The sequence below is a fragment of the Collimonas sp. OK307 genome (assembly GCF_900113705.1).
Taxonomy (GTDB): Bacteria; Pseudomonadota; Gammaproteobacteria; order Burkholderiales; family Burkholderiaceae_D; genus Collimonas.
The window spans coordinates 15,147-41,471 of sequence record NZ_FOQI01000004.1 but is presented as its reverse complement, the minus strand read 5'-3'; the positions used below and the strand labels follow the sequence as shown (position 1 = coordinate 41,471).

At 56.4% G+C, this 26,325-nt stretch carries 26 protein-coding genes and 1 riboswitch; of the genes, 13 read left to right on the top strand and 13 right to left on the bottom strand.

All coding sequences use genetic code 11. The features are described 5' to 3' along the window. Positions 1–2 precede the first annotated feature (2 nt). The 3 genes from BM205_RS07205 to dksA all read right to left on the bottom strand — a co-directional run bounded on the left by BM205_RS07205 (position 3) and on the right by dksA (position 3,139). Positions 3–2,051, bottom strand: a complete 2,049-nt coding sequence (locus tag BM205_RS07205) for a TonB-dependent receptor (protein ID WP_092413846.1) — start codon at positions 2,049–2,051, stop codon at positions 3–5. Positions 2,052–2,213: 162 nt separating this feature from the next. Further along, entirely contained in the window at positions 2,214–2,585 is a 372-nt protein-coding gene (locus BM205_RS07200) for a hypothetical protein (protein WP_092413845.1), read from the bottom strand. Positions 2,586–2,734: 149 nt separating this feature from the next. After that, complete coding sequence (gene dksA / locus BM205_RS07195) at positions 2,735–3,139, bottom strand: RNA polymerase-binding protein DksA (protein ID WP_038497220.1); 405 nt, start codon at positions 3,137–3,139, stop codon at positions 2,735–2,737. Between the two features lie 19 nt (positions 3,140–3,158). Here dksA and BM205_RS07190 point away from each other — a divergent pair, with 19 nt between their 5' ends. Next, the gene (locus BM205_RS07190; RefSeq protein ID WP_092413844.1) at positions 3,159–3,773 is read left to right on the top strand and encodes a hypothetical protein; all 615 of its coding nucleotides are present in this window, start codon (positions 3,159–3,161) and stop codon (positions 3,771–3,773) included. Between the two features lie 25 nt (positions 3,774–3,798). Here BM205_RS07190 and BM205_RS07185 read toward each other — a convergent pair whose 3' ends face one another. From BM205_RS07185 to BM205_RS07165, 5 genes are all read right to left on the bottom strand, one after another. Further along, a complete protein-coding gene (locus BM205_RS07185; protein WP_092413843.1) occupies positions 3,799–4,851 on the bottom strand; it encodes a CobW family GTP-binding protein in 1,053 nt (350 codons plus the stop codon). 86 nt (positions 4,852–4,937) lie between these two features. After that, the gene (locus BM205_RS07180; protein WP_092413842.1) at positions 4,938–5,534 is read right to left on the bottom strand and encodes a Fur family transcriptional regulator; all 597 of its coding nucleotides are present in this window, start codon (positions 5,532–5,534) and stop codon (positions 4,938–4,940) included. A 125-nt stretch (positions 5,535–5,659) separates the two neighbouring features. Then, positions 5,660–6,643, bottom strand: a complete 984-nt coding sequence (gene xerC / locus BM205_RS07175) for a tyrosine recombinase XerC (protein WP_092413841.1) — start codon at positions 6,641–6,643, stop codon at positions 5,660–5,662. Between the two features lie 27 nt (positions 6,644–6,670). Beyond that, a complete protein-coding gene (locus tag BM205_RS07170) occupies positions 6,671–7,345 on the bottom strand; it encodes a DUF484 family protein (protein ID WP_092413840.1) in 675 nt (224 codons plus the stop codon). Positions 7,346–7,529: 184 nt separating this feature from the next. Then, positions 7,530–8,711, bottom strand: a complete 1,182-nt coding sequence (locus BM205_RS07165) for a porin (RefSeq protein WP_092413839.1) — start codon at positions 8,709–8,711, stop codon at positions 7,530–7,532. A gap of 427 nt (positions 8,712–9,138) precedes the next feature. Between BM205_RS07165 and BM205_RS24235 the strand changes: the two genes are divergently transcribed. Together BM205_RS24235 and BM205_RS07155 are read left to right on the top strand one after the other, a co-directional pair. Beyond that, positions 9,139–9,375, top strand: coding sequence for a hypothetical protein (locus BM205_RS24235; RefSeq protein ID WP_175511196.1), 237 nt, complete (start codon positions 9,139–9,141; stop codon positions 9,373–9,375). After that, complete coding sequence (locus BM205_RS07155; protein ID WP_092413837.1) at positions 9,354–10,958, top strand: tetratricopeptide repeat protein; 1,605 nt, start codon at positions 9,354–9,356, stop codon at positions 10,956–10,958. Before BM205_RS24235 ends, BM205_RS07155 begins: the two co-directional genes overlap by 22 nt. 33 nt (positions 10,959–10,991) lie before the next feature. Here the strand turns inward: BM205_RS07155 and dapF are convergent, their stop codons facing one another. From dapF to BM205_RS07140, 3 genes are read right to left on the bottom strand one after another with little or no spacing between them, the layout of a single operon-like run. After that, positions 10,992–11,846, bottom strand: a complete 855-nt coding sequence (dapF, locus tag BM205_RS07150) for a diaminopimelate epimerase (RefSeq protein WP_092413836.1) — start codon at positions 11,844–11,846, stop codon at positions 10,992–10,994. 24 nt (positions 11,847–11,870) lie between these two features. Beyond that, on the bottom strand, positions 11,871–12,779 hold the full coding sequence (locus BM205_RS07145; protein ID WP_092413835.1) for an LpxL/LpxP family acyltransferase: 909 nt from the start codon (positions 12,777–12,779) through the stop codon (positions 11,871–11,873). Continuing rightward, on the bottom strand, positions 12,776–13,639 hold the full coding sequence (locus tag BM205_RS07140; RefSeq protein ID WP_092413834.1) for a lysophospholipid acyltransferase family protein: 864 nt from the start codon (positions 13,637–13,639) through the stop codon (positions 12,776–12,778). The genes BM205_RS07145 and BM205_RS07140 overlap by 4 nt, the downstream gene beginning before the upstream one ends. Before the next feature lie 304 nt (positions 13,640–13,943). On the opposite strand from BM205_RS07140, the gene metK reads away from it, so the two are divergent. The 5 genes from metK (at position 13,944) to metF (ending at position 19,311) form a co-directional block, all read left to right on the top strand. After that, the gene (gene metK / locus BM205_RS07135) at positions 13,944–15,104 is read left to right on the top strand and encodes a methionine adenosyltransferase (protein WP_092413833.1); all 1,161 of its coding nucleotides are present in this window, start codon (positions 13,944–13,946) and stop codon (positions 15,102–15,104) included. Positions 15,105–15,320: 216 nt separating this feature from the next. After that, positions 15,321–16,412 carry an AI-2E family transporter gene (locus BM205_RS07130; protein ID WP_254783784.1) on the top strand — a complete coding sequence of 364 codons (1,092 nt, stop codon included), beginning with the start codon at positions 15,321–15,323 and terminating at the stop codon, positions 16,410–16,412. Positions 16,413–16,500: 88 nt separating this feature from the next. Next, positions 16,501–16,575: riboswitch (S-adenosyl-L-homocysteine riboswitch) on the top strand. Positions 16,576–16,601: 26 nt separating this feature from the next. Continuing rightward, on the top strand, positions 16,602–18,035 hold the full coding sequence (gene ahcY / locus BM205_RS07125) for an adenosylhomocysteinase (protein ID WP_092413832.1): 1,434 nt from the start codon (positions 16,602–16,604) through the stop codon (positions 18,033–18,035). A 68-nt stretch (positions 18,036–18,103) separates the two neighbouring features. Continuing rightward, positions 18,104–18,448, top strand: a complete 345-nt coding sequence (locus BM205_RS07120; protein ID WP_041742591.1) for a phage holin family protein — start codon at positions 18,104–18,106, stop codon at positions 18,446–18,448. 20 nt (positions 18,449–18,468) lie between these two features. After that, the gene (gene metF, locus BM205_RS07115; RefSeq protein ID WP_092413831.1) at positions 18,469–19,311 is read left to right on the top strand and encodes a methylenetetrahydrofolate reductase [NAD(P)H]; all 843 of its coding nucleotides are present in this window, start codon (positions 18,469–18,471) and stop codon (positions 19,309–19,311) included. Positions 19,312–19,313: 2 nt separating this feature from the next. Here the strand turns inward: metF and BM205_RS07110 are convergent, their stop codons facing one another. Beyond that, on the bottom strand, positions 19,314–19,925 hold the full coding sequence (locus BM205_RS07110; RefSeq protein ID WP_371326465.1) for a 5-formyltetrahydrofolate cyclo-ligase: 612 nt from the start codon (positions 19,923–19,925) through the stop codon (positions 19,314–19,316). Between the two features lie 31 nt (positions 19,926–19,956). On the opposite strand from BM205_RS07110, the gene BM205_RS07105 reads away from it, so the two are divergent. Genes BM205_RS07105 through BM205_RS07090 form a run of 4 tightly spaced genes read left to right on the top strand, consistent with a single transcriptional unit; the run spans position 19,957 to position 24,685 of the window. After that, positions 19,957–21,939 carry a lytic transglycosylase domain-containing protein gene (locus tag BM205_RS07105; RefSeq protein ID WP_092413830.1) on the top strand — a complete coding sequence of 661 codons (1,983 nt, stop codon included), beginning with the start codon at positions 19,957–19,959 and terminating at the stop codon, positions 21,937–21,939. Between the two features lie 58 nt (positions 21,940–21,997). Next, on the top strand, positions 21,998–22,693 hold the full coding sequence (locus BM205_RS07100; protein ID WP_092414046.1) for a glutathione S-transferase family protein: 696 nt from the start codon (positions 21,998–22,000) through the stop codon (positions 22,691–22,693). A gap of 18 nt (positions 22,694–22,711) precedes the next feature. After that, positions 22,712–23,938: a multifunctional CCA addition/repair protein gene (locus BM205_RS07095; protein ID WP_092413829.1), complete on the top strand. Its 1,227-nt coding sequence runs from the start codon at positions 22,712–22,714 to the stop codon at positions 23,936–23,938. A 36-nt stretch (positions 23,939–23,974) separates the two neighbouring features. Beyond that, positions 23,975–24,685, top strand: a complete 711-nt coding sequence (locus BM205_RS07090) for a GNAT family N-acetyltransferase (protein WP_092413828.1) — start codon at positions 23,975–23,977, stop codon at positions 24,683–24,685. 24 nt (positions 24,686–24,709) lie between these two features. Here the strand turns inward: BM205_RS07090 and BM205_RS07085 are convergent, their stop codons facing one another. Further along, on the bottom strand, positions 24,710–25,228 hold the full coding sequence (locus tag BM205_RS07085) for an Lrp/AsnC family transcriptional regulator (RefSeq protein WP_092413827.1): 519 nt from the start codon (positions 25,226–25,228) through the stop codon (positions 24,710–24,712). Positions 25,229–25,371: 143 nt separating this feature from the next. Between BM205_RS07085 and phhA the strand changes: the two genes are divergently transcribed. Next, entirely contained in the window at positions 25,372–26,292 is a 921-nt protein-coding gene (gene phhA, locus BM205_RS07080) for a phenylalanine 4-monooxygenase (RefSeq protein ID WP_254783783.1), read from the top strand. Positions 26,293–26,325 lie beyond the last annotated feature (33 nt).

The following is a 26,325-nucleotide window of genomic DNA, read 5'->3' as shown; positions in this document are numbered from 1 at the left end:
ATTTAGAACCTGGTGCGTACGCCAAGAATCACGCTGCGGCCTGGTTGTGGTGCAACATCTTTCAACACCGAAGTCGCCAGACGGATGTCTTGATTCAACAAGTTCTTGGCCAAGGCAAACCAGGTGAGCTGGTAGGAACCGAGTTTCTGGGTATATGAAAGATTGGCGTCAATCTTGGTGTATGCCGGCGTCGCGCTGTCTTCAAAGGTTGCCAGCCGATCTTGTTGCAGCGCGCGCAGGATGGTGACGCCGCTACGCCATGGCCCTTGCACATAACCAAGGTCGATGCCGTAACGGCTAGCTGGCTGCAAAGGCAGGTTACCCATTTGCTTGAGTTTGCCGCGTGCAGTGTCGGCAAAGCCGCGTATTGAAAATCCCTCGCCGCGCAAGTTGTAGCTGATTTCCGCTTCGGCGCCACGGATGATGGCGTCGGCTTGCGACCAGAACCGCTCGGTGAAGTCGCCGTGGTCGTGATCATGGTCGTCTCCGTGATGATCGTGATCATCTTCAACCGGCTCGACCGTGCGGCCATAAACGAAATTGTCCACGTGGTTTTCGAACAAATTGGCTTTCCAGCGTATCAAGCCTGTGGTTTTCTGCAATGTGAGTTCAATGTTGCGTGAGGTCTCTTTTTTCAAAGCAGGATCGCCGATGTCGAAAGTGGCGGTAGCCTCATGCGGGCCGTGCGAATACAACTCTTCTGCGGTAGGTGCACGTTGTGCAATAGAGATGGTCGGCCCGAAACTGTACCCGGAAGCGAAGCGCCAGAGGCCGCCTATGGAGTAAGACGCCAGATTGAACTTGCGATCGGGCAGCGCGGCCGTTTCATCGGGTTGACGTTTCACCGATTCCAAGCGCAAGCCGGCGCTGGCGAGGTGGGGACCGAATTCACGTTCTTCGACTAAAAACGCGGCAAATGAGGTGGATTTTGTTTTAGGGACCGTGTCGGGTAAGCCGCTCGCAGCACCGAGCGAGGAGAAGCGTGCATCTTCGGTTTGCATGCCGAAAGTACCGTGCCATCCGGCCACAGGTTTGTGCGCCAGTTCCCATCGGCTTTCTGTCGATTGATTCGAGAAAATCGTGTGCGGAGTGCCGTCTTCCCCTTTCTCTGTGTGCGTGTAATCGGTATGGCCGAGCTTGAATGTGAATTTTTCGAAACCGACGAACGGGTCATCGATCTGGCCAGCGATGTCGTAACGGTTTTGATGCAGATCGATGAACGATTTTTCCTCGGTGGGGATACCGTAATGGTCAGCCAGGGTTGCCACCGATGCCCCTATATGACCCCAGGATGCAATATAGGAGGCGCCGAAGCCGACTCCGGTTTCATGGGTGAACGAGTTTGGCAAGCGCCCCGACGCTGAAGCAGGGGCGTTCTGGGTGGCATGTCCGGGAATTTTGTAATTTCCGGTGTCGCGCCAGTTGCCGTCCAGATGCATGCCTATCGGTCCGGTCGAGCCGTCCAGCATCACCGAGGTGCTTCTGCCATTGTCGCCGCTGCTATAGCGCACTTCGGTTTCGCCGCTGAGTTCCTCTTGCAACTGCGTCGGAATGCGGTCATTGACGACATTGACCAGGCCGCCGATCGCGCCGGAACCGTACAACAGTGCGGCCGGCCCGCGCAGGATTTCAATTTGACGGGCCGTCGCAGCCTCGGTGGCTACCGCGTGATCGTTGGACAGGCTGGAGACGTCTGCCACCGACATGCCGTTTTGCAGAATCTTGACGCGTGGACCTTCCATGCCGCGAATGATAGGGCGGGAAGCGCCGGCGCCGAAACCGGATGCCGATACACCGAGTTCCTGCGACAAAGTGTCTCCCAGCGATGTGCCGGTCTTGTTGCGTAATTCTTCACCGGACAATATTTTGGTCGGACTCAGGAGCTGGGTGTCGACATGGGGGTTGAGCGGGTTGGCGCTGACTACGATTTGTGGCAACGGTTTAATCTGCTCCGCGGCGTCGGGTTGAACATCTGCGGCGGAGGCTGCAGAAGAGAGAACGGTTAGCGCGGACAGAACCGCGCTGGATAACAGCGTACGTTGGACATGCATGATGATTCCTGGACAGGTAATGGTCGTCGGTGTTCGAGTCGATGCAAAATCGATGTGCAAAGCCGCACAATCAATCGCGCACGATCAAAGGCGACGGCAACAAATAACGATTTGTTTCGAATGGTGTGCTTCGCGATAAGCGAAGCCGGTAACTGCGTCCTGTCAGGAGCGGGGTGGTGCGCGAGGCGAGAAATGGCAGGTGAACGGGGCATGCCATGAAGCGAATGCCTGCCACAAGGCCAGCACATGTTTGCCGGGCAATGGCGGTAGTGTCAGCGGTGCCGAGTAGATTGTTGCCGCCAGGGTGGCATCGTCGAATGCGGCGCAAGAGTGATGTACTTTGCCGCCGCCTTCGATGGTGCGCTCGATTACCGACGTCATGTGCGTCAGTTGGGTCGATTGTTTGTTTTCCCAAGCCGCATGGACGATGCTATGCGTCAGCCCCAGCCATTGCGCGAACAGGATCGCCAATACCAGCACGGGCACAAAGGCGGCGTGCCGAAGGCGTCTTGAGCGGAATACCTGAGTGGACATCAAGGAATCTGGTAGCGTTGAAAACAACGACAGCGAAAGAGGGCAGCCATCAAGGATCAGGCTAAAAGCTACAGGAAAACCAATCAAGGCCGCAATGCTACCTACCTTGGCTTAAATTTTCCCATAGCCCCCGGGGCCGCTATCGAAGATCAATCGCCGTAAAGCTTTTGTTTCAGTTCGCGACGTTGCTGCGCTTCCAGCGACAAGGTTGCAGTCGGGCGTGCCAGCAAACGTGGAATGCCGATCGGTTCGCCGGTTTCTTCGCACCAGCCGTATTCACCGGCGTCAATCGATGCGATCGATTGCTGTACTTTCTTGAGCAATTTGCGTTCGCGATCGCGGGTACGCAATTCCAGGGCGTGTTCTTCTTCGATGGTGGCGCGGTCTGCCGGATCTGGTACCAGGACGGTTTCACGCAAATGCTCAGTGGTTTCTCCGGCGTTCTTGAGCAGGTCGATTTCTAACTGCTGCAAACGCGCTTTGAAGAAAGCCAGTTGCGCCTCATTCATGTAGTCCTTTTCGCTCATCTTGAGGATTTGCTCTTCGGTCAACAGAACGGATTCGGAGGTTGGTTTGGTTGTTTTAGTAGCCACTTCGCTTGCTTTCGATACGACGTTTTTATCAATTTTATCCGTTAATCCGGCACTTGCGGGCTTGTCGCTGGTGCTGCTAGCGCCGGATCTGGCCGTTGGGGAACTCGGTTTCTTTGTAACAGAACTACTGGTCTTTGCCGTTGTATTTAGCGTGATTTCATTTCGTGTTACTTCACTACGCGTTACCTTATTGCGTGTTGCCTTCTCTGCCGCCGGAGCGGAGCTGGTAACAGATTTGGCCGTCGCCGTTTTCTTGGCTAGGGATTTTACAACAGGTTTGGGGCTAGGTTTGGCAACTTTGGACGCAGCCTTACTTGCGGTTGCAACAGGGGACTCGGACTTCAGTGGCACCCTGGTGGAGATTTTTGCTGCTTTTTCAGCTATTTTTGCGCTGCTGGTTGCTACCTTAACTGCGCCTTTATCAGCGCTTTTACCTGCTTTACTGGCGGGAGTACTGGCTGGCCGGGTTTTCGGCGTCAATTTGCCTAGCGACGCCGCTGCCTTCTTGGCAACGGCCTTTTTAACGGTCAGGTTCATGGTCCTCTCCCTTAAATCAGCAGCCAGACGACGATGCGATTGGCCCGCTATCCAGTGATTTCCCAGCGCAAAACTGCCATAGTTTATACCAAACATTGCTCCAAACCGCGAATAAAGATGTCTTTCGGCAGATTCTTGCCAATGAAGACCATTTTGCTGCCGCGTGTCTCATTTGCATCCCATTTGCCGCCGACGTCGCTGCCCATGATTTGATGCACACCCTGAAACACAACCTTGCGGTCGGCGCCATCCATCAACAATACGCCTTTGTAGCGCAACATGCGCGGTCCGTATACTTGCACCAGGCCACCGAGGAATTCATCCAGGCGCGCAGTATCGAAGGGCCTTTCACTTTTGAACACAAAAGCGGCTATTTCATCATCGTGATGTGCATGATAATGGTCGTGATGGCCGTGGCCCTCATGTTCATGGGAGGGATGGTCGCAATCGTCGCCGCTGTGCTCGTGCGCGTGCTCTTCCGTTGCCAAAAAGTCAGGGTCGATTTCCAGCTTGGCGTTGAGATTGAAACCGCGGATATCCAGGATTTCGTCGATCGGCGTGTGTTGCGGATCCAACGTAATGATCGGTGCACGCGGATTGATGCGTTTCAGGCGACTGGTCAAGACAGCAACTTCTTCCGCGCTCACCAGATCGGTTTTGGAGAGCAGCAACTTATCGGCAAAACCTACCTGGCGTTGCGCTTCTTCCTGTTGGTCGAGCTGCGACATTGCATGCTTTGCATCGACCACGGTGACGATCGCATCCAGCATGAAGTGCATTGCGACTTCATCGTCGACAAAGAAGGTTTGCGCTACCGGCCCCGGATTGGCCATGCCGGTGGTTTCGATAATCACGCGGTCAAAGTTCAGCTCGCCGGCTGCACGGCGCCGCGCCAGCGTGGTCAGGGCGACGATCAGGTCGCCGCGCACGGTGCAGCAGATGCAGCCGTTGTTCATTTCGACGATTTGCTCGGTGCTGTCTTGCACCAGGATTTCATTATCGATATTTTCCTGGCCGAATTCATTTTCAATCACGGCGATTTTATGGCCGTGCTGCTGTTGCAGGATGCGGTTGAGCAGAGTGGTTTTGCCGGCGCCGAGGAAGCCCGTCAGGATCGTGGTGGGAATGAGTGCCATAGTGAGATTCGGAAAAATGAAAACTAAAAACGATAAAAACCGGGTGGGAATTCAGCCCGGCAAACTGCTGTCATGAATGCAACAGACTAGTGCGCGCAATCGGCGCACCAGCCCTTGATGGTCAGTTCGATCTCATGACCTTGAAAGCCCTTGCCCAGTGTGTCTTGTAACGCTTGTTGCAGTTGTTTGCGCAGCTTGGCCGGTGTAGTGGTGCCGGCGTGGCTGTCGCCTAACGCCAGGATGCTGTCCAGGAAACCGGCGTCGCCGCTGCCGTCCAGGCAAAATACCTTGGCGCAGCGGGTGCATTTGAAATGCCCGTGCTGATGCTGGGCCTGATGCGTCGCACTGCCGTGCGGGCTGGAATCGCCGTGCTCGGCGCCGGCGCTATAGCGGAACACGCGATCGTCACCGGAAATCTTGTGCGCCAGGCCGGCGTCGGTCAGGCAATCGAGGGCGCGATACAGGGTTACCCGGTCCATCTCGGTAAACTGGTCCTGCATGTCCTGGTGTGAAAAAGCGCAACGGGCCTCCAGCAGGGCCGCCAGGACCTTGATGCGTGCAGGAGTGATGCGCAGTGCAACTTCGCGCAACTGCGCTTCGGCCAACGCCGCCGCATGCTGATGGGTGTTGCCCTTGGCGCTTGCGGCGGTAGCGGCAGATTTCAGTTTTTGGCCTGGGTTCATAATGCAGTATGGGTAGGTTAGATTTCAATTATGCCTGAAATGCAATTCAGTTGCATATTTGATGTGGTATGTGGATCGCAGCGTCCAGCCCAAGAGGTTGCAGCTTGCTGCTCATGCATCTGGGCTTATGTATCCGAGATTTTTTTTGCGCGCGGGTGGGCCGCATCATAAACCTGCGCCAGGCGCTGGAAGTCGAGCGAGGTGTATATCTGGGTAGCGGCGATCGATGCATGTCCCAGCAACTCTTGTACTGCGCGCAGATCGCCTGAGCCCTGCAGCATGTGCGAGGCGAATGAATGGCGCAGCACATGGGGATGGACGTTGCTGGCGATGCCGAGCGATTGCGCATGATGTTTCAGGCGCAATTGAATCACGCGCGGCGATACACGGGTACCGCGTTCGGTCAGGAACAGAGCTGCGGCATGCCCGTCCTTATCATCTTGATCATTTTTGAGCAGCGCCTGGCGTAGCGGCAGCCAGGCCGCAATCGCTTGTATTGCCGGTTTGCCCACTGGCACGCTACGTTTCTTGCCGCCTTTACCGGTGACGGTCACTTCGGCCGCGTCAAGGTCGATCCAGCCCGACGATTCATAGCCTGCTTGCTTGCAATAGCGCAGGTCCAGCCCTGCCAGTTCCGAGACGCGTAGCCCACTGGAATACAGCAGTTCAAACATCGCGTGATTGCATAACGCCATGCTGGAGCCGGCATCGGCCAATGGATTGCCACTGGCCACCAGATGAATCGCATCGTCGGGGGCCATGGCTTTCGGTAGCGGCTTGGCGCGCTTTGGCGCTTTTACGCCTTCGACCGGATTGCTGGCGAGCGTGGTCTGCTCTGCCAGCCATTCGAAAAAGCCGCGCCAGGCTGACAACTTGCGCGCAATCGAACTTGGATTCAATCCGCGCGAGTGCAGTTGCGCGGCAAATTTACGGATGTGAAAGTGCGTGACGGCGGCGAACTCCCAGCCGTCGCCGAGTGCCTGCGTGAAGCTTGCCAGTTCCTTCAAGTCGCGGGCATAGTTGCTGATCGTATGTGCTGATAGCTGGCGCTGTCCTGCCAGGCTATCCAGATAGCGGCTGAGGTAGGTCTGGTTGGTGTCGCCGCTCACGATGGCCGGGGATAAAGGGTAAACGGGTTAATCGAGCAGGCAGGCCAGCGCAGCACTTGCGGTCTCGCCAATCTGCACCAGGAAATCGGTTGCCATGTCGGCGCTAAAGCGTTGCGGATCAGGCGAGCCCAGCACCAGCAGGCCGAAGGTTGCCGAGGCGGTGGCGCTGCTGCTGGTGTTACGTAAGGGCAGTATGGCGACGGACTGGACATCCTGCTCCAGCCAGGAGGCTGCTTCGAAATCATTGTTGCTGCCGCAAAACGGCAGGCTCAAGCCACTGGCGAAAATCTTGGCATCCTCGGAAGCCGCGGCTGCAAACCAGGTGTGTGAATACTCCTCGGCGACGCCCCACAGCCGCAAGGTAGCCTGAGGTACTGCAAAACCGGTGCGCAGGCCGTCGACCAGCGTGTGCGGCAGGTCGACGTCGTTGCGGGCCAGCAGCAGGCTGCGGGTCCAGCTGTACAGTTTATGCGCGCTCGCATCATTTTCCTGGGCGTTGCGCACCATGTCGGCCAGGCGCAAATCCTGCAGTTTGATTTTTTCGCGGAGTATTTCCATTTGCCGCTCTTGTAGCGACACGGCCCGCCCTAACAGGGGGCTGGTGAGGCGAATCTTGGCCAGCAGTTCAGCGTGTTCTTCGAAAAAATGCGGGGAATCGATCAGATATTGGGCGATAGCATCGGGATCAAGTTGGAGGGTCATGTATGTCGGTGATGAAGAAAGGGAATGATCAAGAGTACACCGCTATGCCGGTGCGTGACAACTTTGGAGTCTTACGCTAATCGTCAGGCAATAAAAAAGGCCCACATGGCAAGCCATGTGGGCCTTTTACATCTCTAATCAAGCAACCTTACCCGCTTGCTGCTGCGGGTTCGGTCAGCTTAAATTAGAACTTGTGGCGGATACCAACAGCAACAGCTGTTTGGTTGCCAGTGTTGCCGAGGCTGTCGCCGAATACGCCTGGATTGACAGCATCCTTAGCGCGCAGGTTTGACACGAATGCGTACAGGTCAGTACGCTTCGACAGGAAGTAGTCAGTACCCAGGTTGAATTGGGTCAGCTTGCCCTTGTCGGAGCCTGCATCAGCAAATGTCAGCTTGTTGTATTGAACGCTAGCCAACAGGTGCAGAGGAGCAGTAACAGCGTAGTTCACGCCCAGTTCGAAGATGTCAGCCTTGGTGTTGTTGAAGCTGCCAACTGTGAAGCTGCCTGGTTGCAGGTTGCCGGTAACGCCCAGAGTCGATGTGTATGCCAGAGGTTGCTTAGTACGCGACCAGTTACCATACAGACGTGCTGGACCAGCTTGGTAGCTAGCGCCCAGGCTGAATGTTTTCAGAGCTGTGTCGCCAGCGTTGCCGTGACCAGCGAACGATGTGTTGCCCAGGATCGAAGTGTCGCTGGCGTTAGTGCCGCCAGGAGTGCCCAGTTTCGATTGGTAGTAAGCAGCGAACAGACCCAGTGGGCCGTTAGCGTACTGACCGCCCAGACCGAACGATTGACCGTTCGAAGTTTGGCCAGCTGCTTCGCCGAAACCGTAGATTGCGCTAGCTGTGAAGCCGGACAGATCTGGTGTGTTGTAACGGATGGAATTGTTGGTACGTGTACCTTCCAAACGGTTGAAGTTGTGACCGACGGAACCAGTTACGCCACCGAAATCTTGAACCGAAGTCCATTGGCTGACGTCGTCCAGGATGTCAGTTTGACGACCCAGCAGAACGGAACCGAAGTTGCCGCCCAGACCGACTACCGATTTACGACGGAACAGGTTAGTAGTGCCCTTGTCTTGGCCGTTCAATGCGCCGGTGTCGTTGTTGAAGCCAGCTTCCAATTGGAACAGAGCCTTCAGACCGCCGCCCAGATCTTCAACGCCTTTGAAACCCAGACGCGAACCTTGGATAACGCCGGAGTTAATGCTGAATTTGCTGCCAGTGCCGCCAGTGGATGTCAGAGCTTTGCTTGTGTAAACGACGCCAGTATCAACGATACCGTAGATGGTTACGGAGCTTTGAGCTTGTGCTGCACCTGCGATTGCGCCGAGTACGGCCAGTGCGATTAGTGATTTCTTCATTTGACGTCCTTTATTTAGAAAACTGTCTTAAGGATCCGTACATCTTGCCGGATGGATGAACATTAAGGGGTCTCGCTGGCAATGCCTGCGGTTTGGTTTCCTGTGACGCTATAAATTGGTCGAAATTGAAGAAGATTGTTAATTGTGTTGTATTTTTGTGACAAGCATGGAAGGGCTTTAGCTGTGCTTGCAGCGGCCCGGATTTGCGCAAACAGGGATATTGCGTCGTGTGCAATTTGGCAATTGCACCTGTTGCGTAACTAATATTAGGCTTTTTGCGAAGGCTAGTGAAGAGTTCTGGTTCGTATTTAGCGCTCCAAGGCTATTGCAAAAACAGAATATGCGTTGCCGTACAGACGATCCAGCCGGCCGAATAGCTGTTACCTGAATCGAGAGCCTCATATTTTAAAAGTCGAGTAACGTCAATTTGGCGAAATTAGAAGATTTTGATGATATTTGGGCGATGTTGCATGATTTCTTCGTTATTGTCCAAGAGCGGTGCCGGACAATGCTGCCACCGCAAAAATTTTTTGTCGGCTGGGAGTTGATGTTGCGTAAAAGATCCACATATCGTAAAAATCAAGCAAAAATAAAATTCCATCCATTTATCGAGCATAATTTACGTTTTGGTAATGAGTACTTATGGCTAAACGTGAAGACTTAGCGATTATTCGCGCAGCACGCGCCGGGCAGGCGGCTGCCCAGCTAGCCCTAGGCAAGCGCTATTTATTCGGCGGTAACGGCTTGCCGCAAAGTTTGTCGACAGCGCTGCATTGGCTGGAGCGGGCCGCGCAACAACAAGAATCCGAAGCCTGGATGTTGATTGGCAGCCATATCCCGCTTGAGGTGGCGCAGGCGGCCAGCGACCCGCTGGCATTGTGCGTTTGGTATGAACGTGCTTTTGACGCGGGCCAGATGCAGGCCGGTCTGGTGTTGGCGCAACTGGTACTGCACCGCGAAGGCAGCGATCCGAATGCGTTGCACGGACTGCGCGGCAAAGTTATCAAAGTGCTGGAGACCGCTGCCAATGCCGGCATCGCCGAAGCCCAATGGCTATTGGCCCAGCATGCCGACAGCGTGCCGGCCCAGGCGTCCGGTCGCGCGGTCATGTCAAACCCGCCATTGTCCGGGACCCAGCCAGCTTCCAAACCTGAACAAGACGCAACCTTGAAATGGACTGCGCGTGCCGCAGATGCCGGCGTGACGCAGGCTCAGCAATCGCTGGCGCAGCTGGCCTGGGAAAATGCCGATTGGCCGGTTTTCCTGGAGCGGGCGTTGCCGCTGGCCAGGGCGCTTTCAGAACAGTATGTCGATATCCTGGCGCAATTGAATGTGCCGTCGGAAACCCTGGAGCGGCAGCTGGGCGAAGAAAACCTGTCTTTGCTGGTGCGGTGTGCCCAAGTGTTGCAGACCAGCGATACCGTCGATGCTGCCGAAGTGCAGCAGTTTCTTGAACTGGCAGCGTATGGCGATGACAAAGCCGCCCAGCTGGCGCTGGGGCTGTGGCATGCCCGCATGAACAGCGAAGGCGAGCGCTTGCTGGTGGGGAGCGGTTCGGCTAACTACAAAAAGGCCATTCGCTGGCTGACGCTGGCAGGCGAGGCCGGTTTGGCTGATGCCTGGTACGCGTTGTCGCGGATTTATCTGAAATCCGAGTTTTCCCAGCGCAATCTGGTGGATATGCAGCGCCATCTGGAGCATGCAGCCGAAATGGGCCATTGCGCGGCGCAACTGGAATGCGGCCTGAGTGCCTGGCGCACCCGGCGCGAGAAACTGGCTAACGACGTGCGTGCGGTGTATTGGCTGCAAAAGGCCGCGGCTCAGGGCAGTAGTGAAGCGGCGGGATTGTTGGCAAAAATTGCCGATAGCGCGCAGCCGGCGCCGTGGGCCGAGGTCGCCCGGCAGCAATTGACGCGTGAACAAATCACGGCGCATCCGTTTCTGGCGGCACGGATCGAGTTGGCGACCTTATTCGGATTGAGCCGGCCGGAAGCGCTGTTGCTGGATTTGAACCTGGCCGACTGCGGGCACTGCCTGGTAGTCGATATCCGCACCCAGTACGCGCGCAGCAAGCGGCGTCTGATCCAGATCCAGACTGGCGACGAGCGTCAGGCATTGAGCCGGATCGCACGTTTGTTCGAAGATGTGGATTGCGGCCCGGACGGGCCGGAAGGAAATTACCGGCAACGCCTTTACCGCTTCAAAACCGCGGTGCCGGCAGCGGCGCCGGAAACTGAGGTGGATTGACCAAATCAGCTGATGCCGCTTTGCTTTAGCGCGTCAGCTAATTTCTATTTCGCCCTCGAATACCGACACTGCCGGACCAGTCATCAATACCGGCTGGTCGCTCCCGGCCCAGGCAATCGACAGTTCACCGCCGTGGGTTTGCACCTTCACCGGGGTGTCCAGCAAGCCGCGACGAATACCTGCCACCACTGCGGCACAAGCACCGGTGCCGCAAGCCAGCGTTTCGCCCGCGCCACGCTCGAATACACGCAACTTGATATGGTGGCGATCAATTACTTGCATGAAGCCGGCATTCACCCGTCTTGGAAACCGGGGATGATGTTCTATCAACGGACCGTCGATCAACACCGGTGCTGCTTCGCTGTCTTCAACCACCTGCACCGCGTGCGGATTGCCCATCGAAACCACTGATATCCAGATTTGTTTGCCCTGGATGTCCAGCGGCCAGAGCACATCCTCGCCCATCGCCTGGCTGCTCAGATTACTGGCATCAAACGGCACCGCGACGGGCGCCAGGATCGGTGCGCCCATATCGACAGTAATGCGGCCGTCGTTTTCCAGTGTCGGTTCAATGATGCCGGACATGGTTTCCACCCTGATCGTGCGCTTGCCGGTCAGGCCCTTGTCGGTTACGAATTTGACGAAGGCGCGGGCGCCGTTGCCGCATTGTTCGACTTCGCCGCCGTCGGCGTTGTAAATCCGATAGCGAAAATCGACGCCGTCCGCCTGCGATTTTTCAACCACAAGCATTTGATCTGCGCCCACGCCAAAGCGGCGGTCGCCCAGTTGCTGCCATTGCGCCGCAGTGAAATCGACATGCTGGTGAATCGCGTCAATCACGACGAAATCATTACCAGCGCCGTGCATTTTTGTAAATTTGAGTTTCATAAGAACATTATGCTGGAAATGGTGCTACTGCGCAGCGCTGTCGGCATGATCTGGCGCGGGTGGTGAATAAACATCGGCTTGCCCGGGCGGCCGCGTCTTGAAGCGCTTGTGCGCCCAAAAATATTCGGCAGGCGCTTCCAGGATGCGGTCTTCGATAAAGGCGTTCATGCGGCGGGTTGCCTCTGTGATATCGTCGCCCGGATAATTTTCCCAGGCCGGATAAAAGGTGACCTTCCAGCCTTTGTAACCGGGCAAAAAGGTCGCGATCATCGGCACCACCCTGGCTTTGGTAGCAGCCGCAATCCGCGCGGTGGCGGTGAGAGTCGCCGCCTGGACGCCAAAAAACGGTACGAATTCGGCGTCCTTCATGCCGAAGTCCATATCCGGCAACATGATAAAGGGAAACCCTTCGCGCATTGCCCGGATGATGGGTTTGACGCCCTGCTCGCGGGTAAACAGTTTGACCGGGCGAAAACGCGAACGCCCCTTCAACAGCGCAGCATCGATCACGCCATCTTGCTGGCGTGTATAGATAGTGCAAATCGATGTCGAAGAATTCAGCACCAAGGCAATACCGGGAATTTCCAGGCAAACGAAATGCGGGCACAACAGAATGGTCGGGCCGGCCTGCAAGGTGTCGAGCGGCAGATCCGATTCAATCTTGATCAGGCGCCGCAAACGGTTTTCCGACGCCCACCACAACACACTGCGCTCCAGCACGCTGCGCGAGTAAGCCTGGAAGTGGCGACGCGCCAACACCACGCGTTCAGCTTCCGGCATGTCAGGAAAGCAAAGCCGCAGATTGGTCAGCGTGATATGCCGCCGTGGTTTCATGATGATAAACAGCAATGAGCCCAAGGCTTCGCCTACCGGGCCCAGGATCCACAGCGGTAAAAAATGCGCCAGCCACAACAAACCGAGCAAGGCCCTCATGCCTGCGACTCCCGGGCTGCAGACGCCGATGGTGCAGCGACTCCGGGCGGTGTCTTGTACCGGTTGTAGCTCCAGATATATTGCGCCGGGCAGCGAGCGATCAGCTTTTCCATGGCCAGGTTGATGGCCAGCGTGCGTTGTTCCGTGGTGTGACCAGGGGTTTCATCGAATGGCACGAAGCGGATCACATAACCGCGGCCGTACGGCAAGCGTTCGGCGTACGACAGGATAATCGGCGCGCCGCTCATTTGTTGCAGTTTGGCCGGCAAGGTCATGGTGTAGGCCGGACGCCCGAAAAAATCGACCCATATGCCTTCGCCGTTCTGTGGCACCTGATCCGGGAGCAAGCCGATTGCCTGGCCCTTCTTGAGTGCCTTGAACAGGGTGCGGACACCTGCCAGGTTAGCGGGCGCCAACAGCAGGTTATGGCGGCTGCGCGCACCCTCGATCAATGGTTTGAGGGCGGCCTTGCGGGGCGGCCGATAGAGTGCGGTAAGAGGAGTCTTGGTGGCGATAGCCTGGGCTATGATTTCAAAGCAGCCGAGGTGCGGAGTCAGGAAAATCACACCGGTTTTGGCGTCCAGCGCTGTCTGCGCCAGTTCCCAGTTTTCGATGGTGGCGGTACGCAGCACACGCTGCGGCTCGGCGCACCAGATAAACGGCAGCTCGAACATGCTCTTGCCGGATTCACTGATGGCTTGCGGCAAAGCCGTTTGGTAACCGGCCCGGAACAGGTTGTCTTTTAATTTGTTGCGATAGGCGCCGGAGGCCAGGTACACCAGCCAGCCGCCCAGCGTCCCTATTGCGTGTAGGAAAAATAAAGGTAGGGTCGAGAGCAGGCGAAATAGCGTTACAAGCATTAGCAGAGCTCAAAAAGAGCCAAAAGTGGTTGGATTTTGCCGAATTTTTTCAAGAGGCGTAAAATAGCACAATAGTCTGAAAACCGGACGGCGTTGAAAAGCGCTTTTGGAACGCAGATAGATTGCCGGTCGGAATCATTGAATTCATCGGAATCATCATAATATATAGTAATTGTAGCAATTAGCATCATCCGCCGAGTTAATAGACAACTTGCGAGGCGGAATACAAATTTCGCTAAAGCGTCGCAGGCTCAACAGGTTTGACTGCGACATGGTCACCACTTGTTTTTTGTTGGAGCTTGCAATGGCACATGAATACCTCTTTACTTCGGAATCCGTTTCCGAAGGTCACCCTGATAAAGTCGCGGATCAAATTTCCGACGCGATTCTCGACGCAATTTTCACCCAGGACCCGCAAGCCCGGGTCGCTGCCGAAACCCTGTGCAATACCGGCCTGGTCGTGCTGGCAGGTGAAGTTACCACCTTTGCCAACGTCGATTACATCGCCGTTGCGCGCGAAACCATCAAGCGCATCGGCTACGACAACGCCGACTATGGCATCGATTACAAGAGTTGCTCGGTGCTGGTCGGTTACGACAAGCAATCGCCGGATATCGCCCAAGGCGTGGATGAAGGCAAGGGCCTCGATCTCGATCAAGGCGCGGGCGACCAGGGATTGATGTTCGGTTACGCCTGCGACGAAACGCCGGAACTGATGCCGGCTGCAATTTATTACGCCCACAGAATCGTCGAGCGCCAGTCGCAATTGCGGAAAGACGGCCGCCTGCCATGGTTGCGTCCGGACGCCAAATCGCAAGTCACGCTGAAATACGTCGATGGCATACCGGTCGCGATAGACACCGTGGTGTTGTCGACCCAGCATGCGCCGGAAATGCAGCACAAGGCAATCGAAGAAGCTGCGATCGAAGAAATCATCAAACCGGTAGTGCCGAAGGAATGGCTGCAAAATACCCGTTACCTGGTCAATCCGACCGGCCGTTTCGTTATCGGCGGTCCGCAAGGCGATTGCGGCCTGACCGGGCGCAAGATCATTGTCGATACCTACGGCGGTGCTGCACCGCACGGCGGTGGCGCATTCTCCGGCAAGGATCCATCCAAGGTCGACCGTTCGGCTGCCTATGCCGGCCGTTATGTGGCAAAAAATATCGTTGCCGCCGGCCTGGCTTCACGCTGCCAGATCCAGATATCCTATGCAATCGGCATCGCCAAGCCGACTTCGGTGATGGTGACCACTTTCGGCACCGGCAAGATCAGCGACGAAAAGCTGGCGCAACTGGTGCTTGAACATTTCGACCTGCGTCCGAAGGGGATCGTGCAAATGCTCGACTTGCTGCGTCCGATTTACCAAAAGACTGCAGCCTATGGCCATTTTGGCCGCGAAGAGCCCGAGTTCACGTGGGAGCGCACCGACAAGGCTGCGGCGTTGAAAGCTGCTGCGCTGTAATTGCAGTAATTGCTGCACAGGCCTGGCGGGGATATGCTTCCCTGCCGGGCTGTAATCACGCCAAACCAAGTCAAATTTTCGGCGATGCCAGAATCGTGCTTTGCACGAGGGTAACGACTTGCTACACTGACCACTTCAGTGACTCCCTAAAAGAATGATCCGGCAGCAGCACGTGATGTATTGCGCGTATTGCGCTTGATTCAACCAAGTCCCCACATGGCCTCCGCCCCCAAACCTGCTCCTGAATTCGCTGTTGAGTCCGCTACCGAAGCGCCATCCGATCCTGGTCAGTTGCGGCCGGTGATCACTACTTTGCCGCGCTTTCGCCTGGCGGCCTGGCTGGTGGCGTTAGTCGCACTGTTCCTGGTGATGAGCCTGCACATGCTGACGGCGCTGCTGGCCGGTTTGCTGGTGTATGAACTGGTTCGCACCTTGACGCCATTCGTTCAGCGTCGTCTCACCAGCCAACGGGCCCATTTGATTTCCGTGGTATTTCTGTCGGCGATTATTATCGGACTGCTGACGCTCGTCATTTTCGGATTGATTGCATTCTTCCACGGCGGTCCCGATCGCCTGCAAGTGCTGCAATCCAAATTATTGGTGGTGGTGGACCAGGCGCGCACCCAACTGCCGACGTGGCTGCAGCAATACCTGCCGGATGACATTGACGATATCCGTCAAATCATGAGCGACTGGCTGCAATCGCATAGCGGCGAAGTGCAACTGGCTGGCAAGGAAGCGGTGCAGGTATTCGTACATGTGCTGGTAGGCATGGTGCTGGGCGCCATGGTGGCCCTGAACGCGGCCCACCCGATGCCGCTGCTGCAACCGCTGGCCAGCGAATTGCTGGGGCGGGCGCATTTGCTGGCAGATGCTTTTCATCGCGTGGTGTTTGCCCAGATCAAGATTTCCCTGCTGAATACGATATTGACGGCGATCTTCCTGTTGGTGGTGCTGCGGCTCGGCGGCGTTCATCTGCCATTGACCAAGACCATGATCATCGTCACCTTCCTGGCGGGTTTGCTGCCGGTGATAGGCAACCTGATTTCCAACACGCTGATCGTCATGGTGGCCCTTTCGGTATCGGTCTATGTGGCATTGGCGGCGCTGGTGTTCCTGGTGCTGATCCACAAGCTGGAATATTTTCTCAATGCGCGGATTGTCGGCTCGCAAATCAACGCCCGCAGCTGGGAGTTGCTGCTGATGATGATCCTGGCCGAGGCGGCATTCGGCTTGCCCGGGTTGGTGGCCGCGCCGATTTATTATGCTTATATCAAGAGCGAGTTGCATGAGATGGGCTGGGTCTGAGGGCAAGCTGGTTATTTGCTAAGCCGGATAGCCGGAATATGTGCCTCAGCTAGCCGAAACCCTGCTGTTTTGCTTTAAAATAGCGGCTCGTATCCAAGGAGCGTTGCGACAGACATGGTCTGCCAGGCTTGGTACAGTCATTTTGCAACTGCGCTCACGTTACTTTTTTTCTAACGAAAGGAGGGCGTGATGAACGCCGCAGTTATGAACTCAACGACAACTTCCTCTTCAACCCGCGATTACGTGGTTGCCGATATCAGCTTGTCCGGCTGGGGCGACAAGGAAATCAAGATCGCCGAAACCGAAATGCCGGGCCTGATGGCGATCCGCGAAGAATTCGCCGCTGCACAACCGCTCAAAGGCGCACGCATTACCGGTTCGATCCACATGACGATCCAGACCGCAGTGCTGATCCAGACGCTGGAAGCATTGGGCGCCAAGGTACGTTGGGCATCTTGCAATATCTATTCGACCCAGGACCACGCCGCCGCCGCGATCGCCGCTGCCGGCACGCCGGTTTTTGCCTTCAAGGGCGAGTCGCTGGACGACTACTGGGATTTCACGCACCGCATTTTCGAATGGCCGGGTGAACAGCAAGCCAACATGATCCTGGACGACGGCGGCGATGCAACACTGTTGCTGCACCTCGGAACCCGTGCAGAAAAAGACATTTCGGTTTTGAACAATCCAGGCTCCGAAGAAGAGATCTGCCTGTTCAACGCAATCAAGAAAAAGCTGGCGACGGCGCCAAACTGGTATTCGACACGCCTGGCTCAAATCAAGGGCGTGACCGAAGAAACCACAACCGGCGTGCATCGCCTGTACCAGATGCACAAGGAAGGCAAGCTGGCGTTCCCGGCAATTAACGTCAACGATTCCGTTACCAAATCCAAGTTCGACAATCTGTACGGTTGCCGCGAATCGCTGGTCGATGGCATCAAGCGCGCTACCGACGTCATGATCGCCGGCAAAGTTGCCGTGATCGCGGGTTATGGTGACGTCGGCAAGGGCTCGGCACAAGCCATGCGCGCATTGTCTGCGCAAGTCTGGGTAACCGAAGTCGATCCGATCTGCGCCTTGCAGGCGGCGATGGAAGGTTATCGGGTCGTGACCATGGAATACGCCGCCGAACATGGCGACATCTTCGTCACCTGCACCGGCAACTACCATGTGATCACCCACGCTCACATGCAAAAGATGAAGGACCAGGCAATCGTCTGCAACATCGGTCACTTCGACAATGAAATCGAAGTCGCCGCGCTGAAGCAATACACTTGGGAAAACATCAAGCCGCAAGTCGACCACATCATTTTCCCGGACGGCAAACGCATCATCTTGCTAGCAGAAGGCCGCCTGGTTAACCTGGGTTGCGGTACCGGCCATCCGTCGTACGTGATGAGTTCTTCGTTCGCCAACCAGACCATCGCCCAGATCGAATTGTTCGTGAACACCAAAGCCTACCCGGTCGGCGTGTACACCTTGCCAAAACACCTGGATGAAAAAGTCGCGCGCCTGCAGTTGAAAAAACTGAATGCGCAGCTGTCGGTATTGACCGAAGAGCAAGCCGCTTATATCGGCGTCAAGCAAACCGGTCCGTACAAGCCGGAACACTACCGCTACTAATCGCGAGGCGGCGATCGGCGCACATATTGTGCCGATCGCCGTTCTTTCATCACCAAGAGGAACACACGATGCGTTTACTGATTACCTGGCTGATCAACACTTTGGCCTTGCTGGCGGTGCCATATTTGATGCACTCGGTGCAGTTTGCCAGTTTCGGCGCGGCGCTGATCGCGGCGCTGGTGCTGGGTTTCGTCAATACCCTGATTCGTCCGATCCTGTTACTGCTGACTTTACCGGCGACTTTGCTGACGCTGGGCTTGTTCATCTTCATCATCAATGGCCTGATGTTCTGGCTGGTGTCGCATCTGGTGAGCGGATTCTACGTGGCCAGTTTCTGGTCGGCGGTTGGCGGTGCTATCTTGTACAGCATTGTTTCGTGGGCACTCTCCACTTTGCTGTTGAAGAAAAATTGAATGATTGAGTGATACGGAAAATGGCAAAAAAGAATTTCAGCATTGAGTTTTTCCCGCCCAAGACCCCTGAGGGCGCGGAAAAATTGCGGGTGACGCGTGCCAAGCTGGCCGAGTTGCATCCCAGGTATTTTTCGGTCACCTTCGGCGCCGGCGGTTCGACGCAGAAGGGGACGCTGGATACCGTGCTCGACATCCGCAGCGAAGGTCATGAGGCGGCGCCGCATCTGTCGTGCCTGGGTAGCTCGCGCGAATCGCTGCGTTCGATTCTGGCGCAATACAAGGATAACGGCATCAAGCGCCTGGTTGCGTTGCGGGGTGACCTGCCTAGCGGTTACGGAGCGATGGATATTTCTTCCGGCGAATTCCGCTATGCCAACGAGCTGGTGGAATTCATTCGCGCTGAAACCGGAGACTGGTTTCATATCGAAGTCGCGGCCTATCCTGAAATGCATCCGCAAGCCAAGTCGCCGCAAGACGACGTGCAGCGTTATGTCAGCAAGGTGAAAGCCGGCGCCAACGGCGCCATTACGCAATATTTCTACAATGCGGATGCTTATTTCCGCTTTGTCGAAGAAGCGCAAAAACTGGGCGCGACGATACCGGTGATCGCCGGCATCATGCCGATCACTAATTATTCGCAGTTGATGCGTTTTTCAGATATGTGCGGCACCGAGATTCCGCGCTGGATTCGTCTCAAGCTCGCCAGCTACGGCGACGACACGGACTCGATCCGCGCCTTCGGCCTGGATGTGGTGACCCAGCTTTGCGAACGTCTGCTGGCAGGCGGTGCACCCGGCTTGCATTTCTACACGCTGAATCAATCGGCCGCGACTATCGCGATCTGGCAGCGTCTTAAGTTGTAAATTCACGCATTTATAACAATTGCTTCGGTGATGATCGCATCCAGCGCAACATCATGCGCTGCGCCGTCAAATTCGGCCAGTCCGCAGGCATAGGCAATGCCAATTGCCTGCGGGCGCAGCAATGCCGACGGCGCCAGCGTCCGATCATAAAATCCACCGCCGTAGCCCAGGCGTATCCGATGCTGGTTGAAGCCGACGCAGGGAATTAGCAGGGCCAGCGGTATGGCCGCTACGTCGCTGGCCGGGATGGCAACGCCGAACCCGTCTTTGACCATGGCTTCACCCGGAATCCAGCTGGCAAAGCGCAACGGACTATCGCTGCCGACCACCACCGGCAATGCCAGCCGCATTCCGCGCGCCGCCAGTTCGGCATAAGCCGGGCGCAAATCCGGTTCGCCGCGAATCGGCCAATAGACGCCGAGCGTGCCGTCCGGATGCGTATCCATCCAAAGTGTGGCCCAGGTAATTACCCGCCGTCCAAGTTCCGCGTCCCACTCCTGGCGGCAAGCCGCGCTGATCGACTTGCGTGTCGCCAGCAAGGTACGCCGCAGCAGCGTTTTGTCCGCGCCCGGCGTTGCATCACTGGCATCACATGCTATGCTAGACATCATCATCCGCATTCGTAAAATTAAGGTTGGCAGTTATATGTTTAAAAAGAAATGGCTCGCAGTGATCGCCGTCGCCGTGGCTTCTTCCGCTGTGATGACAGGCGCAGCTTATGCGCAAAAACGCTCCAATAGTGCCGCAACCGGGGCCGCTCCTGCCAGTTATGCAAGTCCGGACGATGCTTTCCTGGCCTTGCGCGATGCCTCACGCGCGAACAATGCAGACAGGACAGAGTTGCTGGCTTCTACTTTAAGCGATTATGACATTCCTTCCTATGTCGATTATTACCGCCTGAAGCCGTTGATTAAAGACCTGGTTGCCCCGCAATCTCAAATTCGCGAATATCTGGCGCGTTACGATGGCAGCGCCATCGCCGACCGCTTGCGCAATGACTGGCTGCTGGAGCTGGGTAAGGCTGGCGACTGGGCCACTTTCGATGAACAATATCCGAAATTCGTACTCGACGACGATACGCAATTGAAATGCTACGCGCTGACCTCGGCGGCGTTGAAAGGCACGAATGTCGCCGCAGAGGCGCGCGCCTTGCTGACCACGCCGAAGGATTTCGGCCCGGGTTGCACCGATTTGATCGGTACGCTGGCGCAAAATGGCCAGTTCACCGCAGATGACGTCTGGTTCCAGATCCGGCAAGCAGTAGAGGCAGGGTTTGGCGGCGTCGCGCGCCGCATGACACCGTATATCGATGCTGACGACTCCCAGGTGGGACAGGCCATCGAAAAATACGCCCTGATGGTTGCACGCGGCCCGGGAACCAGCCGGGAAAACCATGAGTTATTCATTATCGCCTTGGGGCGGGTAGCCAAAAACGATACCGTCAGGGCGGCGGCGTTGAGCGCATCCTCGGATCAGTTGACATCTTCCGAACGGTCCATGGCATGGGCGCAGATAGCGCTGCAATCCGCGCTCAAGTTGGAGCCGCAGGCCATCGATTATTGGCGGCAGGTAAAAGGAAACGCGGTATTGTCGATGGATGCTTATCAGTGGCGAGTCCGTTCTGCCTTGCGCGCCGGCGACTGGAAGCTGGTGCGTAGCGGTATCGCGGCAATGCCGGCGGCGTTACGCAGTGATCCGACCTGGATTTACTGGATGGGCCGGGCCGATCAGTTGGAAGGAAAATCCGAGCAGGCGCAGCAGCAATTCCAGTCGATCGCCGACCAGACTAATTTCTACGGCCAACTGGCGCTGGAAGAATTGGGGCAGAAGATTATTGCAGTTTCTTCCACGCAAGCATTCAGCCCGGCTGAAATGGCGCCGATGGCAAATAACCAGGGCTTCCGTCGCGCGTTGCGGTTTTTTGACATGAATTTGCGCTTTGAAGGCGTGCGCGAATGGAATTGGGAATTGCGCACGATGACTGACCGCCAATTGCTGACGGCGGCCGAATTCGCCCGCCAAAACAACGTCCTGGATCGCATGGTGAATACTTCGGACCGTACCAAGGTCGAAGTCGATTTCAGCCAGCGCTTTCCGTCGCCCCACCGCGACGTCATGACCACCAACACGCAAAGCCTGGGGCTCGACATGGCTTGGGTCTACGGCGTGATCCGGCAAGAGTCGCGTTTCGTCAGAAGTGCGCGCTCGAATGTTGGCGCCAGCGGTTTGATGCAGGTGATGCCGACGACCGCGCGCTGGGTCGCAAAAAAAATCGGCCTGAACGGTTTTACCAACGATCAGATATCCGATGTGAATACCAATATCCTGCTCGGCACCAATTATCTGAGCATGGTGTTATCCGATCTGGATGGCTCGCAAGCGCTGGCCTCGGCTGCCTACAACGCTGGCCCTGGCCGGCCGCGCGCCTGGCGTTCAACTTTGCCGGGTACGGTTGAAGGTGCGGTTTTTGCTGAGTCGATTCCGTTTAGCGAAACCCGTGGCTATGTAAAAAATGTACTCTCCAACGCCACTTATTACGCAGCCCTGTTCGAAGGCAAGCCGCAGTCCTTGAAAGCACGGTTGGGCATAGTCGCTCCCAAGGGTTTCGTCGAATCGGCGTTGCCGTGATATTGCATAGAATGTCGTCATCCGGAGCCGAATAGGCAAACACATGCTAGGCGCACCCATGCAAACTACAGAACTTGATCCCAGCTTGTCCGCCGCTTTGCAAAAAGCCGGGGCAGATGGCTTGGTACTGGTGATCGCCAACAAGAATTATTCTTCCTGGTCGATGCGGCCGTGGGTAGCGATGACGGCATTCGGGATTCCCTTCAAGGAGCACAAGATCCTGCTGCGGCAAGCGGATACCGCGAACCAGATCGGACGTTACTCCGCCAGCGGCCGGGTACCGATTCTGTTGGTAGGCGACAAGCCGATCTGGGATTCGTTGGCCATTTGCGAATATCTGGCAGAGCAGTTCCCTGATTTTGGCATGTGGCCGCAAGACTCCATGGCGCGTGCCACTGCCCGTTCGATATGCGCAGAAATGCACTCCGGCTTCGCCTCCTTGCGTTCGGCGATGCCGATGGATATCCGCGCGCACAAGCCTGGCCAGGGCCGTACTGCCGGCGCCCAGGCCGACATTGCCAGGGTCATCGAAATCTGGGAAAGCTGCTTATCCGAATTCGGCCATCATCAATTCTTGTTTGGCGCCTTTTCGATTGCCGATGCTTATTTTGCACCGGTGGTGATGCGTTTCCACAGTTACGGCGTATCGCTGGCGCCCGCCTTGCAAGCCTATGCCGAGCGGGTCCAGGCGCATCCCGCCGTGGCACGCTGGATACGCGAGGCGCTAGCGGAAACTGAAGTATTGCCAGACTAACCAGGTTCAATCAAAGCCATGAAAGTTTTTGAAGTCGGCGGCGCCGTACGCGACGAGTTGCTTGGGCTACCCGTAAAAGACCGCGATTACGTGGTGGTCGGCGCTACGCCGGAAGACATGGTGGCCAAGGGTTTCCGGCCGGTCGGCAAGGACTTCCCGGTATTCCTGCATCCTGACACGCACGAAGAATATGCGCTGGCGCGCACCGAACGTAAAACTGCGCCGGGCTACAAAGGTTTTGTATTTCATACCGATCCAGATGTCACGCTGGAGCAAGATCTGGTACGCCGCGATTTGACCATCAATGCTATCGCGCGTGCTGACGACGGCACTGTGGCGGATCCGTTTAACGGCCGGCAGGATCTGCAGGACCGCATATTTCGCCATGTCTCCGACGCTTTCGCCGAAGACCCCGTACGTATCTTGCGCGTCGCCCGGTTTGCCGCGCGCTTTACCGACTTCACGGTAGCGCCGCAGACCAATGCCCTGATGCGGCGCATGGTCGCCGCCGGTGAAGTCGATGCGCTGGTGCCGGAGCGGGTATGGCAGGAATTGGCGCGCGGCCTGATGGAAGCGCAGCCGTCGCGCATGTTCGACGTCTTGCGCGCGTGCGGAGCGCTGGCGCGCATCCTGCCTGAGCTGGATGTCTTGTGGGGCATACCGCAACCGGAAAAATATCATCCGGAAATCGATACCGGCGTGCACGTGATGATGGTGGTGGATACCGCCGCACGTGAAAATTATGCTTTGCCTGTGCGTTTCGCGGCGCTGATGCACGATTTGGGCAAGGGCGTGACGCCGGCCGCCGACTGGCCTAGCCATCACGGTCACGAGGGGTATGGCGTGGAACTGGTGGAGCGGGTTTGCCAGCGCCTTAAAGTGCCGGGCGAGGCGCGCGACCTGGCACTCATGACCGCGCGTGAACACGGCAATGTCGGCCGCGCATTCGAGCTGCGCGCGAATACGATAGTGAATTTGCTGGGACGCTGCGATGCCTTTCGCAAGCCGCAGCGATTTATCGATATGCTACGCGCCACCGAGTGTGATTATCGTGGCAGGACCGGATACGCGGGGCGTCCCTTTCCGCAATTCGCTTATCTGCAGGCGGCGTTGCAGGCAGCACAATCGGTCAACGCCGGCGTGATCGCCGGCATGTTCCAGCAGCAGCCGGAACGGATACCCGAAGCCATCCATGCAGCGCGTGTCGAAATGGTTGAGCAGATGATGCAAGCGCAACGACCATGATCCGAGGTAAGCTTATCCGACAGGAGAGCTAGCAAGATGACCGCTACAGATGCCAAAGTTGCTTCCGCAAGTAAGGTGCCGGGAAAAATCGGCGGTACCGGTGTGGACAAAGCCAAAGCATCGCGGCCCACGATTTTCGTCAAGGAATTGTCTCGCCGTGCCCGCAAACGCTTGCTGCGGCACTTCCTGGCGCTAAGCAGCGGCGATCGCCTGCTGCGCTTCGGCTCGGTGTTGTCGGATGATCTGGTCAGCCGCTATGTTGAAAATATCGATTTCTCCCGTGATACGGTATTCGGTGTCTACGACCGCAAATTGCGCTTGCTCGGTGTTGGTCATCTGGCATTTGCGCCACGCGAGGCGCTGCCATCGGTGAGTGCTTCCACCACCAAGGAGCGGGTGGCTGAATTCGGCGTCTCCGTCGCTGCTTCGGCGCGTGGCCTGGGAGTCGGCACACATTTGTTTGAACGCGCCGCGATACGCTGCCGAAACGTCGATATCGACACCTTGTACATGCATTGCCTGTCCTCAAACAAGGTGATGATGCACATCGCCAAGAAAGCCGGCATGGCGATTCATCGCGATTACGGTGAAGCGGATGCTTATCTGAAATTACCGCCGGCTAATCCGGCCAGCGTCTTGCAAGAAGCTGTCCAGGAGCAGGTGGCGACGCTGGATTACACCATCAAGGCGAATCTGCGGGCAGCGCTGAAATGGCTGGGCAATTTGCCTGGCATTAAGCGTGATTAACTAAGCGTGATTAATGAAGTGCCACTAAAGCAAAGGCAGCGCCGTCGTATCTTTAACCCGCTGCAAGGCAAAACTTGATTTGACGTCCAGTACCGCCGGATGGCGTAGCAAGGTCTCCATCATGAAGCGCGAAAAATGCGCCATGTCTTCCACATGCACCCGCAGCAGAAAATCCATCTCACCCGTCATCGCATAGCAGGCGACGACCTCTTGCCATTGTTCGACCGCCGCCGAAAATGAAGCACGCGGCGACATGGCCTGATGCTGAGCGGCCGCCTTGGTGCCGCTCAGGTACTGTGGATCGCTATGTTTTTCCAGGCGCACATTGATGTAGGCCAGCAGGCCCAGACCGATTTTGTCCGGCTCCAGCAGCGCCACATATTGCCGGATCACGCCAGCCTGTTCCAGGTGTTTGATGCGGCGCAGGCACGGCGACGGCGACAGGTTGACTCGTTCCGCCACTTCCTGATTGCTGAGGCGCCCATCCTCCTGCAAGATCGCCAGAATTTTTCGATCCGTTGCATCCATTGCAATCGTTGGCATAAGTCACCTTGAAGATAATAGTTTTTGTTATATTATTGCGCAAAATTTTATTTATGGGGCGAATTTTGCAATTAACTGCCGCTAACTCGGCCCTATACTGTAGCTACCAGAGAAGCAAACGCGTTTAGTCCAGGACAGAGAAAATGAATGCAAAAGTAATGGAAGCAAACTTGGAATCCGGCTTGAGCGCCGCCGATTCAAACACCGACGATTTTTTTGCCGCCGTCGCCGAGAAATCGGACGGTACCGTATTGCGTGGCGACTACAGCAAGATCGACGATCAATACGTGGTCAAGCAGGACTGGGATGCTTATACGCCGGAGCAGCACGCCTTGTGGCGCCGCTTGTATCAACGGCAAGCCAAGCTGATCCCGGGGCGCGCTTGCGATGTGTTCATCGAAAGCCTGGAAGCGTTGAATATCGGCGACGGTATTCCTCGCTTCGAGGAAAGCTCAGCCTTGCTGTTCAAGGCGACCGGCTGGACGCTGGTGGCAGTGCCTGGCCTGGTGCCGGATCACATTTTCTTCGGACATCTGGTAAACCGCCGCTTCCCGGTCACAGTCTGGCTGCGCGATCCGGAAGAATTCGACTACATCGTCGAACCAGATGTGTTCCATGATTTTTTCGGCCATGTTCCGTTGTTGTTCAACCCGATTTTTGCCGACCATTTACAGGACTACGGCAAGGGCGCCTTGAAGGCGATGAAACTGGGCGGCCTGGGTATGTTGGCTCGCCTGTATTGGTACACCGTTGAATTCGGCCTGATCCAGAGCCCGGAAGGCTTGCGTGTATACGGCGCCGGGATCTTGTCTTCAGGTGGTGAAATCGAACATTGCCTGACCAGTCCGGCGTCGCTACGGCTGCCGTTCGATGTCGAGCGCGTGATGCGCACCTTGTACAAGATCGATTCTTACCAGGAAACTTACTTCGTGATTAATGATTTCCAGCAGTTGTTCGACGATACCGCGCCGGACTTCACGCCGATATACGAACGCCTGAAAGCACTTGATCCGTTGCCGGCAAATACCCTGTTGCCTGGCGAAACAAACTTGTCGTTGAAGTAAAAGCCGGTAAAAGGCGGTAAAACGCAATAAAAA

Excerpts from the sequence above, each read along its gene's own strand:
- BM205_RS07205 (WP_092413846.1), bottom strand. The coding sequence starts at position 2,051 with ATGCATGTCCAACGTACGCTGTTATCCAGCGCGGTTCTGTCCGCGCTA.
- BM205_RS07200 (WP_092413845.1), bottom strand. The coding sequence starts at position 2,585 with ATGTCCACTCAGGTATTCCGCTCAAGACGCCTTCGGCACGCCGCCTTT.
- BM205_RS07185 (WP_092413843.1), bottom strand. The coding sequence starts at position 4,851 with ATGGCACTCATTCCCACCACGATCCTGACGGGCTTCCTCGGCGCCGGC.
- BM205_RS07180 (WP_092413842.1), bottom strand. The coding sequence starts at position 5,534 with ATGAACCCAGGCCAAAAACTGAAATCTGCCGCTACCGCCGCAAGCGCC.
- BM205_RS07170 (WP_092413840.1), bottom strand. The coding sequence starts at position 7,345 with ATGACCCTCCAACTTGATCCCGATGCTATCGCCCAATATCTGATCGAT.
- BM205_RS07165 (WP_092413839.1), bottom strand. The coding sequence starts at position 8,711 with ATGAAGAAATCACTAATCGCACTGGCCGTACTCGGCGCAATCGCAGGT.
- BM205_RS07155 (WP_092413837.1), top strand. The coding sequence starts at position 9,354 with ATGGCTAAACGTGAAGACTTAGCGATTATTCGCGCAGCACGCGCCGGG.
- dapF (WP_092413836.1), bottom strand. The coding sequence starts at position 11,846 with ATGAAACTCAAATTTACAAAAATGCACGGCGCTGGTAATGATTTCGTC.
- BM205_RS07145 (WP_092413835.1), bottom strand. The coding sequence starts at position 12,779 with ATGAGGGCCTTGCTCGGTTTGTTGTGGCTGGCGCATTTTTTACCGCTG.
- BM205_RS07140 (WP_092413834.1), bottom strand. The coding sequence starts at position 13,639 with ATGCTTGTAACGCTATTTCGCCTGCTCTCGACCCTACCTTTATTTTTC.
- metK (WP_092413833.1), top strand. The coding sequence starts at position 13,944 with ATGGCACATGAATACCTCTTTACTTCGGAATCCGTTTCCGAAGGTCAC.
- BM205_RS07130 (WP_254783784.1), top strand. The coding sequence starts at position 15,321 with ATGGCCTCCGCCCCCAAACCTGCTCCTGAATTCGCTGTTGAGTCCGCT.
- ahcY (WP_092413832.1), top strand. The coding sequence starts at position 16,602 with ATGAACGCCGCAGTTATGAACTCAACGACAACTTCCTCTTCAACCCGC.
- BM205_RS07120 (WP_041742591.1), top strand. The coding sequence starts at position 18,104 with ATGCGTTTACTGATTACCTGGCTGATCAACACTTTGGCCTTGCTGGCG.
- metF (WP_092413831.1), top strand. The coding sequence starts at position 18,469 with ATGGCAAAAAAGAATTTCAGCATTGAGTTTTTCCCGCCCAAGACCCCT.
- BM205_RS07110 (WP_371326465.1), bottom strand. The coding sequence starts at position 19,925 with ATGATGATGTCTAGCATAGCATGTGATGCCAGTGATGCAACGCCGGGC.
- BM205_RS07105 (WP_092413830.1), top strand. The coding sequence starts at position 19,957 with ATGTTTAAAAAGAAATGGCTCGCAGTGATCGCCGTCGCCGTGGCTTCT.
- BM205_RS07100 (WP_092414046.1), top strand. The coding sequence starts at position 21,998 with ATGCAAACTACAGAACTTGATCCCAGCTTGTCCGCCGCTTTGCAAAAA.
- BM205_RS07095 (WP_092413829.1), top strand. The coding sequence starts at position 22,712 with ATGAAAGTTTTTGAAGTCGGCGGCGCCGTACGCGACGAGTTGCTTGGG.
- BM205_RS07090 (WP_092413828.1), top strand. The coding sequence starts at position 23,975 with ATGACCGCTACAGATGCCAAAGTTGCTTCCGCAAGTAAGGTGCCGGGA.
- BM205_RS07085 (WP_092413827.1), bottom strand. The coding sequence starts at position 25,228 with ATGCCAACGATTGCAATGGATGCAACGGATCGAAAAATTCTGGCGATC.
- phhA (WP_254783783.1), top strand. The coding sequence starts at position 25,372 with ATGAATGCAAAAGTAATGGAAGCAAACTTGGAATCCGGCTTGAGCGCC.